Consider the following 17,420-nt stretch of genomic DNA (forward strand, 5'->3'; position numbering starts at 1 on the left):
GGGGCTCAGGCCGCCACGGTCTGCTGGGTGAACTGCTGGATCAACCCGAGCAGATACTCCTCATCGTAGGGCTTGCCCAGGTAGTGGTCGACACCCAGCTGAGCTGCGTAGTCGCGGTGCTTCTGGGCAATGCGCGAGGTGATCATGATGACGGGCAGAGCAGCCAGCCGCGAGTCGGCGCGCATGTTGCGCACCAGGTCGAAACCGTCCATACGGGGCATTTCGATGTCGGACAGTACCACCGAAGGCAACTCGTCACCCGACAGCTTCTCCATCGCATCCAGGCCGTCCTTGGCCAGCATGACGCGCAGGCCGACGCGCTCGAGGAAGCGCTGGGTCACGCGACGCACCGTCAGCGAGTCGTCGACGACGAGGACGAGCGGCGCCTGCGTCACCGTCTCGACGACCGGTGCGGTCTGCTGCGGCGTTTCGCCCAGCGACATGGCATGGGCCGCCGCCAGCCGGGCCTGGGCGTCGAGGCCGTACCAGTCGGCGAGTGCCACGACGTTGTAGATCAGCGCCACTTCGCCCGAAGCCAGCAGGCTGATGCCCGCCAGGCCCGGTACGCGGTTGAGCTGGGCGCCGAGGTTCTTGACGACAACTTCCTGGTTGCCGACGACCTCATCCACGTGCAGGGCCAGTGCGCCCTGGGCGCTGCGCACCAGCACCACATGGGTGTGGCGGCCATGGACATGGCCACGGCCCGCGTGGCCGAGCAGGCCGCCCAGCCAGTAGAAGGGCATCTCGACACCGCCATGCTGCAGCTTGCCGGTGGCATAGGCCGCCTCGACTGCATCGACGGGCACGCGCTGCACTGACTGCATCAGCGCCGCGGGGACGGCGATGACCTGATCGGAGCTCTTCAGCAGCACGACCTGCGTCAGCGCCGTGGTGAGCGGCAGGCGCAGCAGGAAGCTGGTGCCCTGGCCGGTGGTCGACGTGGTTTCGATGGTGCCGCCCAGCGTGCCGACCTCGGCACGCACGACGTCCATGCCGATGCCGCGGCCGCTCAACTCGGTAACCTGGCTGGCCGTGGAGAAGCCCGGCGCGAAGATCAGGCGCTTGAGCTGCGCGTCGTCAGGCTCGGCGTCGGGCGAGATCAACCCGAGCTGCAGGCCGCGCTCGCGGATGCGTCCGAGGTTGAGGCCGGCGCCGTTGTCGGAGAAATTCAGCAGCACTTCGTTGCCGTGCTGGCTGACCTCGATGCGCAACGTGCCGACCGGGTCCTTGGCCGAAGCCGTGCGCACCTCGGGCGACTCGATGCCGTGAGCGACGCTGTTGCGCAGCAGATGCTCGAAGGCCCCAGCGGTACGTTCCAGCACCGAGCGGTCCAGTTCGGTCTGGCCGCCGGTGATCTCCAGCTTGACCTGCTTGCCGGCATCGCGGGCAGCCTGCCGCACGACGCGGTGCATGCGCTCGCCGATGCTGTCGAAGTCGACGAGGCGGGTGCGCAGCAGGTCGTCCTGCAGCTCGCGCGTCAGCCGGGATTGCGCGGCCAGCTCGTCTTCGCCGGTCTGGACGTTGCGGCCCAGTGTGCGCTGCAGCGTGGCCACGTCACCGACCGACTCGGTCAGCATGCGGGTCAGTTCCTGGAAGCGCGTGTAGCGGTCGAACTCCAGCGGGTCGAACTCGCGGCCGCCCTGCTGCGCCGCCTCTTGCTGGGCGTGCATCTGGGCCTCGGCTTGCAGATCCAGCTCGCGCAACTGGGCGCGCAGGCGCTCCAGGTTGTCGTCCAGGTCAAGCAGCGCGCCCTTCATCTGGACCAGCTCGGACTCCATCCGCGCACGGCGGATGCTGACCTCACCGGCCTGCGTGGCCATGCGCTCCAGCAAGCTGCCGCGCACACGCACCAGGGCCTGGCCGATGGCGAGGTTGTCGCTGCCGGCAGCGACCTCGGCGGTGTCGGTGAAGCGGCTCCAGTCGATCTCGCGCGCCGGTTCGGCGGGCTTCTCGACGAAGGTGGATGCGACCGGCCGCACATCGGCTTGGGCAATCTCGGCCAGCAGGCGCTCGGGTTCAGGCGCCGGCGCAGCCGCCTCGACAACGACCGGCGGCTTGGCAGCGGGTGCGGGCGGTGGCGGGGCGACGATGGCCGGCGCGGCCGGCACGGCGGCAGATGCGAGCCGGCGACCGAGTTCCTCGAAGGCGTGCTCGAGGGCATCACCCTCATGCTGCAGCGCCTGGACCTGGCCGTGGTTGGCGCTGCCGGCCCTCAGCAGGTTCTCGATGGCGGACTCGAGGTTGTGGGCCTGCTCGCCCAGGCGCATGGCGCCGGCCAGGCGGGCGCCACCCTTGAAGGTGTGCAGAGCACGCATGCAGGCGTCGGAGCGACCCAGCTCGCCCGGATGGGCCAACCAGTCGCGCAGCGCACCGTGCAGTTGTTCCAGCAGGTCGCGCCCTTCCTCCTCGAAGATGGGATAGAGGTCGGGCTCGATGTGGTCGGGCAGGCCCGGCTCGGGCTCGTCGTCGGCCGCCAGCAGCGGGGCAGGCTCGGTTTGCGGCACAGCCTCGGCAACCGTCTCTGTGGCCGGCTCGGCAATGGGCTCGACGAGGGGTTCGGCCAGGTCGACAAGATCGGCGAGATCAACGACGGGCTCCGGCAGATCAGCAGCCACGGTGACCTGGTCATCCAGGTCGCCGGCGAGGGTGTCGTGCAGGGCTGGCACAGGCAGCGCGTCCAGGGGCGCGGATGCCGTGAAGGACTCTTCCTGCGGCTCGTAGGCATGCAGTTGCGCGACGACCTCGGGATCGTTGGGCTTCAGGAAGCCGGCTGCGAACTGGTGCAGCAGGCGGCGGATGTCGTCGGCGGCGCGCACGAACAGTTCGGCGTCGGCCTGCTCGTAGCGCACGGCGCGATGGGCGCGACCCAGGGTGTGCTCGAGTTCCCGGGCCAGGATGGAGAGCTCCTCGTAGCCCACCGTAGCCGCATTGCCGGCCAGGGCGTGAGCCTGCACTTCGCAGCTCTGCGGCACCGGGTGGCTGAGCTCGACGGCCCACTCGGCCAGGCCGATGGACAGCTTGCGCGACAGCTCGTCGGCCTCGTTCAGGAAGATGTTGAACAGCGCGATGCTGATGCGCAGCGAGCCGATGACCTTGAAGCCTTCGTCGGGGTCGGCCGACTCGGGTTCAGGCTCCAGCTCCGTCTCGGCAGGGCTGACCAGCGTGAGAACCGGCGCGGCCGGCTCCTCGTCCTCCTCGAGCAGCTTGTGCAGGGCCAGCGTGGACTCCTCCGGCCGGACCSGGGGCTCGGCCAGGGGTTCGGCGGCAATGACAGGCTCAGGCTCGTCCAGATCCAGCACGACGCCGAAGTTGGCCAAGGTCGGCTCTTCATCAGGCGTGGGTGGCAGCGGCAGGGGTTCGGTCGGTGCGTGGGCGTCGAACTCGCTGACCAGCTCGGCGGGTAGTTCGGTCGGGTCGAGATCCAGCGTGACCTCGGGCAGGGCGAGGTCGAGGTCAGCCTCGATGGGGGCCTCGTTGGCCGGTGCGCCAAGCTCGAGAACGAAGTCGGGCACCAGCGGCGGCGTCTCCTCCATCTCCGCCGGCAGTGCGGCGACGATGGGTTCTGCGGCCGGCTCGGCCATGACCTCGGGGCCACGCTCGATGGCTTCGACCGGGGTCGCGGCGTCCAGCGGCAGGTCGAGGCCTTGGGCTTCTACCGCTTCGATGGCTTCGGCGGCCGGAGCAGCCGAAACGGCAATAGGCAGGGGCTGGCCATGCAGGCGCAACGAATCGGCACTGCGGCGCACCGGGTCGGGCAAGCTGTGGCCCGGTTCCGTGCCAGCGATCTGGTTGCGCCAGTGGGCAAAGTAGTCCAGCGCCTCGGTGGTGAAGCCCAGCAAGGCGGCGTCGGCCTGGGGGGTGGCTTCGGCGAGGCGGGCGTTGTAGAGCTGTTCGCAGGCCCAGGCACCTTCACCGAAGGGGTCCAGGCCGACCATGCGGGCGCTGCCCTTGAGGGTGTGGAAGGCGCGACGCACGATGGTGAGCTGGCCGTGGTCGGCGGGGGCCTGGCGCAGCTCTTCCAGCGCGGCCCGGGCGTTGCCGATGACCTCGTCGGCTTCCTCGAGGAAGATCTCGCGCATCTCGGGGTCGTCCGCGACGCTGGGCGCGGGCGGCGGGGGAGCAACCACGGGAACGGGTGCGGGAGCGGCCGGCTGCGACAGGTCGACGTCGGGCAGGCTGAGGTCGGGCAGGTCCAGCGTCCCCAGGTCGATGCGCAAGGGCTGGGTGGCGTCGTAGGCGGCGGGAGCGGCAATCTGGGCCGATTCGTCGACCAGGTCGACGTGGAAGCCGCTGGCCTCGAAACTCGGCAGCTCGACGGCGCCTTCGCGGCGGCCCATGACGGCGTCCAGGCGGCCGCTGGCGTCGTCGAACTGGAACATGCGCTTGGCCAGCTGAGGCTGGACGCTGAGCATGTCGATCAGGAAACCCAGGGCGCCGAGGTTGTTGGCCAGGCGCTCAAACACGCCACGGGCGCTGGCGCGCTCGAAATCGATCTCGGTGTTGGCCAGGCCGTCGACCTCGTCGCGCATGCGAACGGTGGCCTGCGCCGCCTGGTCCAGGCCCAGCACGCTGAGCACGCCGCGCATCGCCTGCAACTGGCCGGGCACGGGGATCAGCAGCTCACGCCGAGCCGGGTCGCGGAAGTATTCGTCGCACTGCTTCTCGACTTCCGACAGGCTGGCACGCAGCTCGTGCACGACGCTGCCCAGGGTCTGGCGGTCGGAGACCCGGCGGTACAGGTCCTCCATCCAGTCTTCCAGCGGCTCGGGCGTCTGGCCATGGGCCACGGCCTCGACGCGGCGCGCCAGGCGACGCACGCGATCGGCCTGCTCGGGCTGGTCGAACGCGGCGTCTTCCAGCGCGGCTTCGACATAGAGCAGGCTGGTGGCGATTTCCATGGCCAGCGCGGGTGGCGGCGTGCTGCGCGAGCGCAGCGTCGCGACGACGGCGCGCTGCAGTGTCTGAGCCAGCACTTCACCGCTGGGGAAGAGGCGGGTCAGCGAATCGGCCAGACCGGCGAACTGCTCGTCCAGGCCGGCCAGGCGGTGCTGGTCGCCTTCGGCGGCGCTGGACCAGCTTTCCTTGGCTGAAATCACGCGGCGCTTGGCTTGCGCGACCCAGGCCGGATCGATGCGGCCGAGGCCGGCGTCCTCGTAGTCGCCGGCATGCTCATCAGTGAGGCGGTAGGTTTCATGCACCGCTGTCAGGCGCGGGCCGGCGCCTTGGTTGACGCGGCACTGGGCACAGAAGAACAGCAGGTCCTGGGCCAGGCGTTCGCGCGCCGGATCCATCTGGTCGCCATGGCCAACGAGGCGCAGTTCATGCAGCAGCTTGGAGCCCAGGCGTTTGGCATAGCCGTCGCTGGGAATCAGCTTGAGCGCCTGGCCTTCGAAGACGGCAGCGGCGAGCTGCCACAGCGTGCGCGTCGTACCAGCCGGCAAGGCGGCTGCCAGACCAGCGCACAGGCCGGAAAGATTGGCTGCATGCGTCGAGCTGGGCTCGCGCATATGGCGCAGCAATGCGGCTTCAAAAGGCGCGCGCACGGCCTCGGGCGAACGCGGCGACACACCGGCTTCGGACGCAATGCTGCGCCAGGACCAGTCGTACTGCCAGAGGTCGGCCGGGTGGATGCGATCGGCACCATTGAGCTGCTGCAGCGCGCGATAGCCCGGGTAGAGGGCCAGCGACGAGGTCTTGTTGCCAGCCAGCAGGCGGGCGACATAGGCCAGCAGGGCAAAGTCGGCGCGTTCGATGGTGTCGACGGTGCTGGCTTCGACCTCCAGCGGCCGCTCGGCCAGACGCGCGACGGCCACTTCGGCGGCGCGCAGCACGCTGGCGCCGGCCGGCAGGCCGACCAGCGACAGCACGCCGCTGACCTGGTGCAACTGCGCGGCCGCCTGCTGCAGCGGCGCGCTGGGCTGGGCATCACCGCCAAAGGCGGAGAGGCGGTTGTCGCCGCTGTCGCGCACGAGGCGGCGCAGGGTCTTGTGCACCGACTCCAGGGAGCGGCGTAACTCCTCCTGCACCCAGGCCAGTGGGCTGAGGTCGGCCGGGAGTTCGGAGTCTCGCAGGGAGCTGTCCATGCGTGGGCTTTCTCGCTCGATGCGGTAGGGCGGGGCCGGTCAGGCGACCTTGAATCGGGACACGGACGTGCGCAGCGCCTCGGCAGAGCGCGACAGCTCATGCACCATCTGGGCGGTGGAGCGCGTGCCCTCCGACGTCTGCTCGGTCACCGCGAAGATGTGCTGGATGTTGGAGGCCACCTCGTTGGCATGCTCGGCTTCCTGCTGGGCCTGGGTCGAGATCTGGCCGATCAGGTTGTCCAGCTGGCGGGACACGCTGTCGATGTCTTCCAGCGCCTTGCCGGCCGCGTCAGACAGCTGCGTACCTTCCACCACCCCGCGCGTCGAACGCTCCATGGCGGCCACCGCATCGTGGGTGTCGGTCTGAATGGTCTTGACCAGCGCAGCGATTCGCCGCGTCGCGTCGCCGGAGCGTTCCGCCAGGCGCTGCACTTCTTCCGCAACCACCGAGAAGCCGCGACCGGCTTCGCCGGCGGACGCGGCCTGAATGGCGGCGTTCAAGGCCAGCACGTTCGTCTGTTCCGTGATGTCCGAGATCAGCTCCGTGATCTCGCCGATTTCCTGAGACGACTCGCCCAGTCGCTTGATGCGCTTGGAGGTCTCCTGGATGGAGTCGCGGATGGTGTTCATACCGGCGATGTTGTTCTGCATCGCGGAGAGACCCTGCTCGGCAGCCTGACGGCTCTGGCGCGCCACACCGGCCGTTGTCTGCGCCTGCGCGGACACGTCGGTGATTCGGCTCGCCATGCCGAGCACGGCCTCGCCGGTGGCGCGGATCTCGTGCAGCTGCTCCTTGGAGGCCGCCAGCAGGTCGGTGGACGTCTGGTCCACCGCGCCGGTCGTGTCTGTCACGCGAGCCGCCGTGGCCTGCACCTGGCCGACCAGGTTGCGCAGCTCTTCCACCGTGTAGTTCACGGAGTCGGCAATCGCGCCGGTGATGTCTTCCGTCACCGTCGCTTGTTGCGTCAGGTCGCCTTCAGCGACGCTGGCCAGTTCGTTCATCAACCGCAAAATGGCGGCCTGGTTGGCGTCGTTGACGCGCTTGGCCTCTTGCTCCTGGGCCTCGGCTTCACGGCGTGAGGCTTCGGCGAGCGCCGCGCGCTCGGACTGGTCGGCCACGAACAGGCGCAGGAAACCGAAGGCACCGGCCACCAGGGCAATCAGGGACAGCACCATGAAGGCGATCAGGCCCCAGCCCGCGCCGCCGGACTTTTCCAGCTCGCCGGCGGCCTGCTCCAGGCCCTTACGCAGCGGCTCGGAATCGTTCAGGATGGCCGTCTGAGCTTCACGTGCCGACACCAGGCCCTGCAGGTTGCCCAGAATCGCAGAGGCTTGCGTGCGGGTCTGCTCGTACTGCTTGAGCAGGGTCTGCAGGCGTTCCTTCAGTTGCGGGTCGCGTGCCGCGTTCAGGCGCAGCTCGGGGCTGCCGCTGATGAGCGCTTCGGTGATGAGCTTGAAGGAGTTCAAGTCCTTGCCCAGCAGGAACACCGCCTCGGGGCTGACGCCTTCCTGGGTCAGGAATTCGTTGGCGCTCTTGCCGATACGCTGGGTCAGCATGACGAGCTGGCCGACGGCAGAGACTTCACCCGCCGACGAGCCGATCTGCAGGGCTTGAGATGACACGGCCTCGGCGCTTTCCAGCAGGTCGCTGGACTGCCGGTTGATGGCGCGCAGCGCCTGGCCGACCTGGGTCAGGATCTTTTCCTGGGACTGCACGACCTTGCCGTTCTTCTCGGCACGTTCGACCAGCGGCTTGACCATGTCCAGCGTCGGCTGCACGGCGGCCGGCGCGACCGCCAGGTCGCCTTCGCCGGTGCGCAGGTTGTTGACGACGCCGCTCAGCGTGCTGACCGACTCGCGCAGCTCCGCGAACGCGGCTGGATTGCCGACGAGGGCCGCGGACACGGACTTGGCCATGCGCTGCGAATGCATCAGCGCCTGACCGGTGGCACGCACCTGGGCCGCACTGCGGCTGGAACTGGCCAGCACCAGGCTGACCGACACGGCCGTGCCGACGAGGCCGAGGACGACGAGGCCGGTCAGTGCGCGCTGGCGGTGGCGGCCGAACAGGTCGGTCAGCTTCTCGGCACCGGTGGCCGCCTTGGGCGGCAGCATGGTCGGGTCGGCGGCCTGCGTGGTGGGCGCGAAGCTCATCGTGCTGCTGGGCGCGAACTCGCTGTTCGGACCCGGTTCGGTGGGCACCGCCTGCGAAATGATGGACGGCGCCTCGGTGCGTGGATACACCTCGGTGCGCGCGGGAATCTCGACGCCGGCCAGGGTGGAGTCGGCGTTGCGGGTGGCGTCGAAGCCGACGTTGCTGCGCGAATCGATGGTCGTGTCGACGCCTTCCGGCGGCGCCAGCGGCAGATCATCGGCTTCGGACTTTCCCCTGATTTTGTCCAGCAGGCTCATCTCACCCTCGTCCTTCAGTGTTTGTGGTGCCGCACTCGCGCGCGGCTTGAAGCTTGGAAACAGATGCGCGCATCACGCGACGATGTGCAGGAAATTCTCCTGCCGCGACAACGCTTCGAGATTGATTTCTTGCCAGTTGCGCCCGGCTTCGTCGCGGCGCAGGGCGCCAGCAAAACGGGGCAGCGGCCCGGCGGGCTGCTGCTCGGCCAGCGGCAGTTGCTCGTCGCTGCGCAGGCCGGCCAGCCGGTCGACGAGCAACGCGCAGTTCAGGTTCAGGTCGCTACCCAGCGACACCAGGCGGCTTTGCACCGCCACGGCGCGGCCAGGCGCGGGATCGCGCAAGCCCAGGTAGACGGCCAGGTCGACCACGGTGAACAAGCCGCCGCGCAGGTTGGCCACGCCCGCCAGCCATGGCTTGGCATAGGGCACGGGCTTGATGGGCACGGGCGCGAAGATTTCGCTGGCCTGCTTCAGCGAGAACAACAGGCCGACGCCGGCACATTCCACGGCCAGCCAGTTCGCCACGAGCGTCTGCTCGCGCGCGGCCGCCATGCGCTCGGCCAAGCGCTGCTGGAGTTCGCGGAGTGCCGTCTTGTTTGCCATGCTCAGCGCCGCCCGGCCGCCCGAAGGCGATGAAGCGCCCCCGCGGGGGGCAGTGAACGAAGTGAACGTGGGGGCGTCATCATTTCAGCCCAGGGCTTTGATCTTGGCCAGCAGCTCTTCGGCCTTGACGGGTTTGACGACGTAGTCGCTGGCGCCCTGGCGCATGCCCCAGACCTTGTCCGTCTCCTGGCCCTTGCTCGTGCACATGATGATGGGGATGCCGATGTAGCGCTCGTCGCGGGTGATTGCACGCGTCAGCTGGAAGCCGTTCTGGCCGGGCATGACGACGTCCATCAGGATCAGGTCGGGCTTGGCCTCGGCCAGGCGCTTCATGGCCTCTTCGGCGTTCTCGGCCGTGCGGACAGTGAAGCCGCGCTTGCCCAGCATTTCCGATAAGGCATGCAGTTCGGTCTTGGAATCGTCAACCAGCAGGATGTTGTGAATGCTCATGGCAGTTCTCTTTACGTACGCGCTTCTTGCCGACGGTGCTGGAGCACCGCCTGAAGCAGCTGGTCCTTGGTGAAAGGCTTGGTCAGATAGTCCTGCGAGCCCACCATGCGCCCGCGGGCCTTGTCGAAGAGGCCGTCTTTTGACGACAGCATGATCACCGGCACTCCCGAGAACTGCGGGTTGCGCTTGATGATGGCGCAGGTCTGATAACCGTCCAGGCGGGGCATCAGGATGTCGCAGAACACGAGATCGGGATGAAAGTCGCCCAGCTTCGCCAACGCATCGAAGCCGTCCTCGGCCAGGGCCACCTCATGGCCGCCCTGCTTCAGGAAGATCTCCGCGCTGCGGCGGATGGTGTTGCTGTCGTCGATGACCAGGATGCGGGTGGGTCCTGCACCGGAAACTTGCTCGTTCAAACGTCGTCTCCTCGGAACTTCAGCTCGGGGCCCGGCCCTTTCGGCCCCCTGTGAGGCATGTGAGGCCGAGTCAGATGCGCACCATCTCAAAATCCTCTTTGCGCGCGCCGCAGTCGGGGCAGGTCCAGTTCATGTCCACATCGGCCCAGGCGGTGCCCGGCGCGATGCCGTGCTCCGGATCGCCCGCTGCTTCGTCATAGATCCATCCACAGATCAGGCACATCCAGGTACTGGGTTCGCTCACGGTGCTTAGAGTTTGCTCACTACAATCGAATCATTCTAGCCAGGGCTCGAAAGCGCAATGCTGAGGGCAAACGCCTGTGCCCCGGGCCTCAGAAGCGCCCTTTTAGCGGCAGACTCCACGCTTTGCGGCTGCTATTTGGCCGCGACCGCCATGACTTCCCCATGAGCCCAACACCCCTCCCCACCGACCCCGCGGCCGAAGATGCCCAAGACGAACAGGAAAGCCCGCCGCCAGCTTGCGTGCTGAGCTTCAATGCCAGCGACGCCTCTGGCGCAGGCGGCCTGGCCGGCGATGTAGCCACGATTGCGGCTATGGGCGCGCACTGCCTGCCCGTCGTCACCGCCATCGTGCTGCGCGACACGGCCGAGACCTTCGAGCACGAGAACCTCGACGCCGACACCGTCGCCGAGCAGGCCCGCCACATCCTGGAAGACGTGCCCATCACGGCCTGGAAGGTCGGCTTCCTGGGCAATGCCGAGGCCGTCAGCGCCGTGGCCGAGGTGCTGAGCGACTACCCCGACGTGCCGCTGGTGACCTATCTGCCCTCCGTCGCCTGGATCGACGAGGACGACCAGCAGCAGTACCTGGACGCGCTTCGCGAGCTGGTGCTGCCGCAGACCGCCGTGCTGGTGGGCAACCACAAGACCATGACGGACTTCCTGCTGCCCGATTGGGACAACGAGCGCGCGCCGTCGGCCCGCGAGCTGGCCGTCGCCGCCGCCCAGGCCGGCGCCCAGCACGTGCTGGTGACCGGCATCCAGCTGCCCAACCAGTTCGTGGACAACGTGCTGGCCAACTCGCAGGGGCCTATCACCGGGGAGAAGTTCGAGCGCTTCGAGACGGCCTTCGTCGGCGCGGGCGACACGCTGTCGGCGGCGCTCGCGGCGCTGCTGTCGGTGGGCGCGGAACTGCACTCGGCCGTCAGTGAAGCCTTGTCCTTCCTGGACCAGTCGCTGGATGCGGGTTTTCGTCCCGGTATGGGCAACGTCATCCCCGACCGCTTCTTCTGGGCCCTGCCCGCAGCGGACGAAGAAGGCGGCGAGCCGCCCGACTTCGAGCCCGAACCCGAACCCGAGCAGCCGCCCAAGACGCCGCGGCGCATGCATTGATCTCCTGACTCCTCTCTCATGGCCAGCAATTCAGAGCTCTTCGAGCGCGCCGCGCGCGTCATTCCAGGGGGCGTGAATTCCCCCGTGCGCGCCTTCCGCGCCGTCGGCGGCACGCCGCGCTTCATCCAGCGCGGCGAAGGCGCCTACATCCATGACGCCGAAGGCAAGCGTTATGTCGACTACATCGGCTCCTGGGGGCCGATGATCCTCGGCCACGGCCACCCGGCCGTGCTCGAAGCAGTCACAAAGGCCGCAGCCGAAGGCTTCTCCTTCGGCGCGCCGACGGAGCGGGAGATCGAGCTGGCCGAGGAGATCTTGAAGCTCGTGCCCAGCATGGACCAGGTGCGCCTGGTCAGCTCGGGCACCGAGGCGACCATGAGCGCCATCCGCCTGGCGCGCGGCGCCACCGGCCGCGCCAAGTTCATCAAGTTCGAAGGCTGCTACCACGGCCACACCGACGCGTTGCTCGTGAAAGCCGGTTCCGGCCTGGCCACCTTCGGCCACCCGACCAGTGCCGGCGTCACGCCGGGAGCCGCGGCCGACACCGTCGTCCTGGAATACAACAACGTCGAGCAGCTCGAAGCCGCCTTCGCCCAGTACGGCAGCGAACTGTCCTGCGTCATCGTCGAGCCCATCGCCGGCAACATGAATTTCGTGCGCTCGTCAGTGGCCTTCATGAGCGCCATGCGCCGCCTGTGCACCCAGCATGGCGCCCTGCTGGTGCTGGATGAGGTGATGACGGGCTTTCGCGTCGGCCTCGGCAGCGCCCAGGCTCACTACGCCCGGCTCATCCCGGGTTTTGCACCCGACATATCGGTCTTCGGCAAAGTCATCGGCGGCGGCATGCCGCTGGCGGCTTTTGGTGCCCGGCGCGCGGTCATGCAGCATCTGGCGCCGCTGGGTGGCGTCTACCAGGCCGGCACGCTGTCCGGCAACCCGGTGGCCACGGCCTGCGGGCTGGCAACGCTGCGCGAGATCCAGAAGCCCGGCTTCTTCGAGGCCCTGTCGGCCAAGACCCGCCAGCTCGTCGATGGCCTCAAGGCCGTCGCCGCCGAGAACGGCGCGCCCTTCAGCGCCGACTGTGAAGGCGGCATGTTCGGCTTCTTCCTGATGCCCGATCTGCCGCAGAACTACACCACCGTCATGACGACGGACAAGGAGCGCTTCAACCGCTTCTTCCATGCGATGCTGGATGCCGGCATCTATCTTGCTCCGGCCTTGTATGAGGCGGGCTTCGTGTCGGCGGCCCACAGCCAGGCCGATATCGACGCCACCCTCGCGGCCGCACGCACCGCATTGCGCTGATCTCTTGACGTCCTTCGGGGCGCGTTGACATGCATCTCCACATCCTCGGCATCTGCGGCACCTTCATGGGTGGCCTCGCGGCACTCGCACGCGAAGCCGGCCACAAGGTCACCGGCTGCGATGCCAACGTCTACCCGCCAATGAGCACCCAGCTCGAGGCGTTAGGCATCGAGCTCATCACCGGCTTCGGCGCCGAGCAGCTGGAACTCAAGCCCGATGTCTTCGTCATCGGCAATGTCATCACGCGCGGCGAGCGTTTCCCGCTGATGGAAGCCATCCTTGACACCGGCCTGCCCTACACATCGGGCCCGCAATGGCTGGCGGAGCATGTGCTGCAGGGGCGCCACGTGCTGGCCGTGGCCGGCACGCATGGCAAGACGTCGACGACGTCGATGCTGGCCTGGATCCTGGCGCATGCCGGCCTCAAGCCCGGCTTCCTGGTGGGTGGTGTGCCGCAGAATTTCGGCGTGTCGGCTCGCCTCGGTGAGGGCAAGACCTTCGTCATCGAAGCGGACGAGTACGACACCGCCTTCTTCGACAAGCGCAGCAAATTCGTGCACTACCGGCCGCGCACGGCTGTGCTGAACAACCTCGAGCACGACCACGCCGACATCTTCCCGGACCTGGCCGCCATCGAGACCCAGTTCCATCACCTCGTGCGCACCGTGCCAGCCAGCGGCCGCCTGGTCGTCAACGCCCGCGAGGAGGCCTTGCAGCGCGTCATCGCGCGCGGCTGCTGGAGCGAGGTGCTGCGCTTCGGCGCCAAGAAGGAAGAGGCCGGCATGCTGCGCGCGCGCGGCGAGCCGCAGGCTTTCGACGTGCTGCGCGGCAGCCTCAAGGTCGCGCGTGTCGAGTGGAGCCTGTTCGGCGAGCACAACCAGTTGAATGCGCTGGCTGCGATCGCCGCCGCGGAGCATGTCGGCGTGTCGCCCGAGCAATCGGCGGCGGCCCTGGCCGAGTTCCAGAACGTCAAGCGCCGCATGGAACTGCGCGGCGAGGTGCGCGGCATCAAGGTGTACGACGACTTCGCACATCACCCGACGGCGATGCGCACCACCGTCAACGGCCTGCGCCGCCGCATTGCGCCCGTCGACCGCATCCTCGCGATATTCGAGCCGCGCTCCAACACGATGAAGCTGGGCACGATGAAGGCTCAGTTGCCCTGGGCGCTGGAGGAAGTGGACCTCGCGTTTTGCAATCAGCAGGGTTTGAGCTGGGATGCCAAGGAGGCGCTGGCGCCGATGGGTGCGTCAGCGGTTGTGGGTGCGGATGTGGATGCGTTGGTGGCGGCTGTCGTCAAGGCCGCCAAGCCTGGGGACCATTTGCTGTGTATGAGCAATGGTGGGTTTGGCGGGATCCACGAGAAGCTGTTGGACGCTCTGTCCAAATAGCGTCTGCTCGATGCATTGCCGGGAGTCCGTCCCGGCGGCCGGGTAACTTTCTTCTGCGGCGCCAGAAGAAAGTTACCCGCCCTCGCGGGGCGGATTCCCGCGGCACTGCACGCGAGTCATGAGGACGCCTGCAAGAGCAAACCACACCAACTCACTTCCCGTACAACACCATCTGCGTACACCTGAACAAAGCCATCGTCTTCCCGGTCTCCTTGTTCGTCACCACCGCATCCCAGATCTGCGTCGTCTTGCCCAGGTGCACGGGCCGGGCCACGCAGGCGATAGTGCCCTCGCGCGCCGTGCCGAGGTGGTTGGACTTCAGCTCGATGGTCGTGAAGCCCACCGCGCCCGGCGGCAGGTTGGCAATGCAGCCGTAGCCGGCGCAGCTGTCCGCCAGCGTGACGATGCTGCCGGCGTGCAGATAGCCGTTGGGTGCCATCAGCTCCTCGCGCACCACCAGCTCAGCCTTGATCTCGCCGGGGTCGGCCTGGGTGAAGACAATGCCCAGATGGCCAGGCAGGTTCCTGGCACCGAATTGATTCAGTTTGTCGGGTGTGGACATGGCGGATCCCTCGAAGTGGCGGCCATGCTAAGACAAGAAAAAGGGCCGGCATGAAGCCGGCCTTTGATTGAGCACGAAGCCGATCAGCTGCGCACCAGCGACGCCTTCAGCATCGAATTCAGCATGTCCAGCGTCTCCGCCAAATGCGCACGCGTCTCGACCGACAGGCCCGGCTTGGCCGAGGCCACACGCAGCTCGTTGGCGAGCTGAGTCGCGTGCCAGCGTGCCATCGAGAAAGCGTCGGCGTACACCGTCGCCCCATTGGTCGCACGGTTCAGCTGGCCTTGCAGGCGGCGCAGGTATTCGCGTTGCAGGCTGCGGCGCATGCGGTCGATCTCGGCGCCGGTCTTCAGCTCACTGAAGATCGCGCCCTGCAGCGTGCCATAGACCTCGCTCAGCGACACCGCGCCCTTGCGCTGGGCCTCGGGCAGGTAAGCGCCCTGCTCGATGAGGCGGCGCGCCGTGTTGGGCGACATCAGGCGGTCCAGCACCCGGCCCTGCAGCGCACTGACGCTGTCCGGGATGGAGATGGGCAGGCCGCGGTCCCACTCGTTGTAGTCCAGCGTCTGAGTGACGAGGAACTCGGGCTTGAACTTGAACGAATCGCTGGACAGCAGGCCGCTGGCAATGAAGCGCAGGGCCTCGCGCTGCTGGGCGTTGTCGACCGGCTTGAAAGCCGGACCGGTCGTGATGCCCGGCACCACGCGCTCGGCCTGCATGCCGCCCACGTATTTGCTGACGTTGTTGGCCGTCATGCCCAATTGGCGGAAGCTCTCAAAGATGGAGCGGCGGTTGCGCAGCGGGTCGTCACCGACAGCGGCCGGGCGCGATTGCACGCGATCCCACAATTCCTGGCTGAGCTTGAGACGCTTCTTGGCATAGGCCAGTGGGTCGTCGCCCAGGTCGCGCTGGTTGGTGCGCGGGTCGAAGCCATCGTAGGGGCCGCCGACGCCCTGGTCGAAGTCGTCGCCATAGGCCAGCTTGGGCTCGGTCGAGCGCGCAGCGATCTTGGCGAGTTCCGCCGCTTCCTGCTCCGCAACGATGGGCTTGTAGGCGTACTCGATGGCCCAGTAGTCGTAGGCGCCCAGCGTGGTGTTCGTCAGGCTGGCCTTGGCCTCGCCCTTGAGCGGCAGGTTGTAGGCGTTGTAGTCCATCACCGAGTTGGAGATGCCATTGGCCTCGGTGAAAGCCTTGTCCTTGAGCTGGGCCTGGGTGACCGTCGTGGAGGACTTGAAGTTGTGCTTGAGGCCGAGCGTGTGGCCGACCTCATGCATCACCACGTCCTTGATGACAGCCTGGGCCAGGGCCTCGGCCTCGGGGCCGTTCATGTCCATGCCCTCTGCCCCGCCCCGCAGGGACAGCAAATCCAGCGCGAAGCCGAACTCGTTGGCCTGGTCGGCCATGTAATTGCATTGCTGCTCGGAAAGCCGCAGGCTGCGCTCACCCATCCAGCTGCTGGCGGCATGGTCGTGTCCATGGAAGCCCACGACGTCGTCCGAAGCCAGGCGGCGCGAGCCGCGGCCGAAGACGTCGCTCATGCCGATGTCGGCGTCCAGGATTTCACCGGTGCGCGGGTCCTTGTTGCTAGGGCCGATGGCAAAGCCGACGTCGGCGCCGGTGAACCAGCGGACGGACGCGTGCGTCGAATCCATGTTGTCCCAGTCAGCGTCGTCGGGCTGCTGCCTGGCCTGCACGGCGTCCTTGAAGCCGATCTTCTCGAAGGCCTTGTTCCACTCCTCGATGCCGGCCTTGACCGCCGCGCGGTATTTGGTCGGGATGTTCTTGTCCATCCAGTAGACGATGGGCTGCACGGGCTCCGACAGCGCTGCGCTCGGGTCCTTCTTCTCCAGGCGCCAGCGGGCGATCATGTGCACGCGCGGGTTGGCCTTCAGGTCGTCGCCGAAGTCGCTGTAGCTCTCCATGAAATGACCCAGGCGCGGATCGGCATGGCGCACGGCGGCCGGCTGCTCCGGCAAGGCACGGAAGCTGTAGACGAAGCTGAAGAACATCGAACGCGGGTCCGGCGTCGCCTGAGGCGGCGTGGGCACAGGCACGGGCACGGGAACCAGCGGCGGCGCGGGAATGCGCGGCGTGGCGAAGTGCACGCGTGAAGTCAGCGTGGAAACCTGGGCATCAGCGCGGGTGGCTTCGATGAATGAGTTGCCTCGGTCGGGCGCAAACGGCAGGCGGTAGGCAAATTCCAGGCGCGTGGAGTAGCCCGGAATGTCGCCCAGCAGCAGGTTGCTGGCGTCGATCAGCACCGACTTGCGGTCCGGGTGGTCGGCGCTGGCGACCGGCACGCCGCCGATCAGGCTGGGCGAGAAAGCCTGCTCGATGGCCAGCTTGCTGGACGGGTTGTCCGTGCGGAACTTGGTGTTCAGCGCAATCAGCTGCACATGGTTGCCAATGCGACGCCATTCGGCCAGCTCGTCGCCCAGCATCTGGCTGGCGTACAGGCCGCGCTCGCCGACGGCGTTGGCGACGTTGACACTGAACAGGAAGGGCTTGTTGAAGGCTTCCTTGGGGATCTCGATCCAGACCTTCTCGTCCTTGCGCCAGATCGGGAACAGGCCGGGCTGCTCCTTGGCGCCCTTGATGATCTCGGCAAAGGGCTTGGGCGCCGTCGGGTCGGCCGGCGGGCGGGCGGGAGCGGGTGCCGAAGCGGCGGCGCCGGGGGCCGAAGCGGCGCCATTGGGCGCGGGCGGGGTCTGGGCGTGGGCAACCGCAGCCAGCGCGAGCAGGGCGGCGGCGGCCAGGGCGGTGCGGGGCATCGGGATCATGGGGTGACGGTCCGGGATTGCGGAAAGGCAGGCACTGTGGCTGGGAGCGACACTCGCGTCAATCG

The 17,420-nt window shown here is 67.7% G+C and carries 11 protein-coding genes; 3 read left to right on the top strand and 8 right to left on the bottom strand.

Features of this window, described 5'->3' with window-relative positions:
* Positions 1 to 5 precede the first annotated feature (5 nt).
* The 6 genes from ACXJKM_RS18900 to ACXJKM_RS18925 form a co-directional block, all read right to left on the bottom strand.
* Complete coding sequence (locus tag ACXJKM_RS18900; protein ID WP_457354314.1) at positions 6 to 6,083, bottom strand: Hpt domain-containing protein; 6,078 nt, start codon at positions 6,081 to 6,083, stop codon at positions 6 to 8.
* A 39-nt stretch (positions 6,084 to 6,122) separates the two neighbouring features.
* Positions 6,123 to 8,495 carry a methyl-accepting chemotaxis protein gene (locus ACXJKM_RS18905; RefSeq protein WP_457354316.1) on the bottom strand — a complete coding sequence of 791 codons (2,373 nt, stop codon included), beginning with the start codon at positions 8,493 to 8,495 and terminating at the stop codon, positions 6,123 to 6,125.
* Between the two features lie 72 nt (positions 8,496 to 8,567).
* A complete protein-coding gene (locus ACXJKM_RS18910; RefSeq protein WP_056199470.1) occupies positions 8,568 to 9,098 on the bottom strand; it encodes a chemotaxis protein CheW in 531 nt (176 codons plus the stop codon).
* 84 nt (positions 9,099 to 9,182) lie between these two features.
* On the bottom strand, positions 9,183 to 9,548 hold the full coding sequence (locus ACXJKM_RS18915; protein WP_056199473.1) for a response regulator transcription factor: 366 nt from the start codon (positions 9,546 to 9,548) through the stop codon (positions 9,183 to 9,185).
* Positions 9,549 to 9,559: 11 nt separating this feature from the next.
* Positions 9,560 to 9,964, bottom strand: a complete 405-nt coding sequence (locus ACXJKM_RS18920; RefSeq protein ID WP_056199476.1) for a response regulator — start codon at positions 9,962 to 9,964, stop codon at positions 9,560 to 9,562.
* A 70-nt stretch (positions 9,965 to 10,034) separates the two neighbouring features.
* On the bottom strand, positions 10,035 to 10,187 hold the full coding sequence (locus ACXJKM_RS18925) for a rubredoxin (protein WP_056199756.1): 153 nt from the start codon (positions 10,185 to 10,187) through the stop codon (positions 10,035 to 10,037).
* Positions 10,188 to 10,369: 182 nt separating this feature from the next.
* On the opposite strand from ACXJKM_RS18925, the gene thiD reads away from it, so the two are divergent.
* Genes thiD through mpl form a run of 3 tightly spaced genes read left to right on the top strand, consistent with a single transcriptional unit; the run spans position 10,370 to position 14,013 of the window.
* The gene (thiD, locus tag ACXJKM_RS18930; RefSeq protein WP_056199479.1) at positions 10,370 to 11,317 is read left to right on the top strand and encodes a bifunctional hydroxymethylpyrimidine kinase/phosphomethylpyrimidine kinase; all 948 of its coding nucleotides are present in this window, start codon (positions 10,370 to 10,372) and stop codon (positions 11,315 to 11,317) included.
* An 18-nt stretch (positions 11,318 to 11,335) separates the two neighbouring features.
* Positions 11,336 to 12,622, top strand: coding sequence for a glutamate-1-semialdehyde 2,1-aminomutase (gene hemL, locus ACXJKM_RS18935; RefSeq protein ID WP_457354319.1), 1,287 nt, complete (start codon positions 11,336 to 11,338; stop codon positions 12,620 to 12,622).
* A gap of 29 nt (positions 12,623 to 12,651) precedes the next feature.
* Positions 12,652 to 14,013, top strand: coding sequence for a UDP-N-acetylmuramate:L-alanyl-gamma-D-glutamyl-meso-diaminopimelate ligase (gene mpl / locus ACXJKM_RS18940; protein WP_056199486.1), 1,362 nt, complete (start codon positions 12,652 to 12,654; stop codon positions 14,011 to 14,013).
* A 151-nt stretch (positions 14,014 to 14,164) separates the two neighbouring features.
* On the opposite strand, the gene ACXJKM_RS18945 is transcribed toward mpl, so the two are convergent.
* Together ACXJKM_RS18945 and ACXJKM_RS18950 are read right to left on the bottom strand one after the other, a co-directional pair.
* Complete coding sequence (locus ACXJKM_RS18945) at positions 14,165 to 14,575, bottom strand: PaaI family thioesterase (RefSeq protein ID WP_457354321.1); 411 nt, start codon at positions 14,573 to 14,575, stop codon at positions 14,165 to 14,167.
* Between the two features lie 83 nt (positions 14,576 to 14,658).
* Positions 14,659 to 17,355, bottom strand: coding sequence for a zinc-dependent metalloprotease (locus ACXJKM_RS18950; protein ID WP_457354323.1), 2,697 nt, complete (start codon positions 17,353 to 17,355; stop codon positions 14,659 to 14,661).
* Positions 17,356 to 17,420: the final 65 nt, after the last annotated feature.

It is taken from the genome of Roseateles sp. P5_D6 (assembly GCF_054049415.1).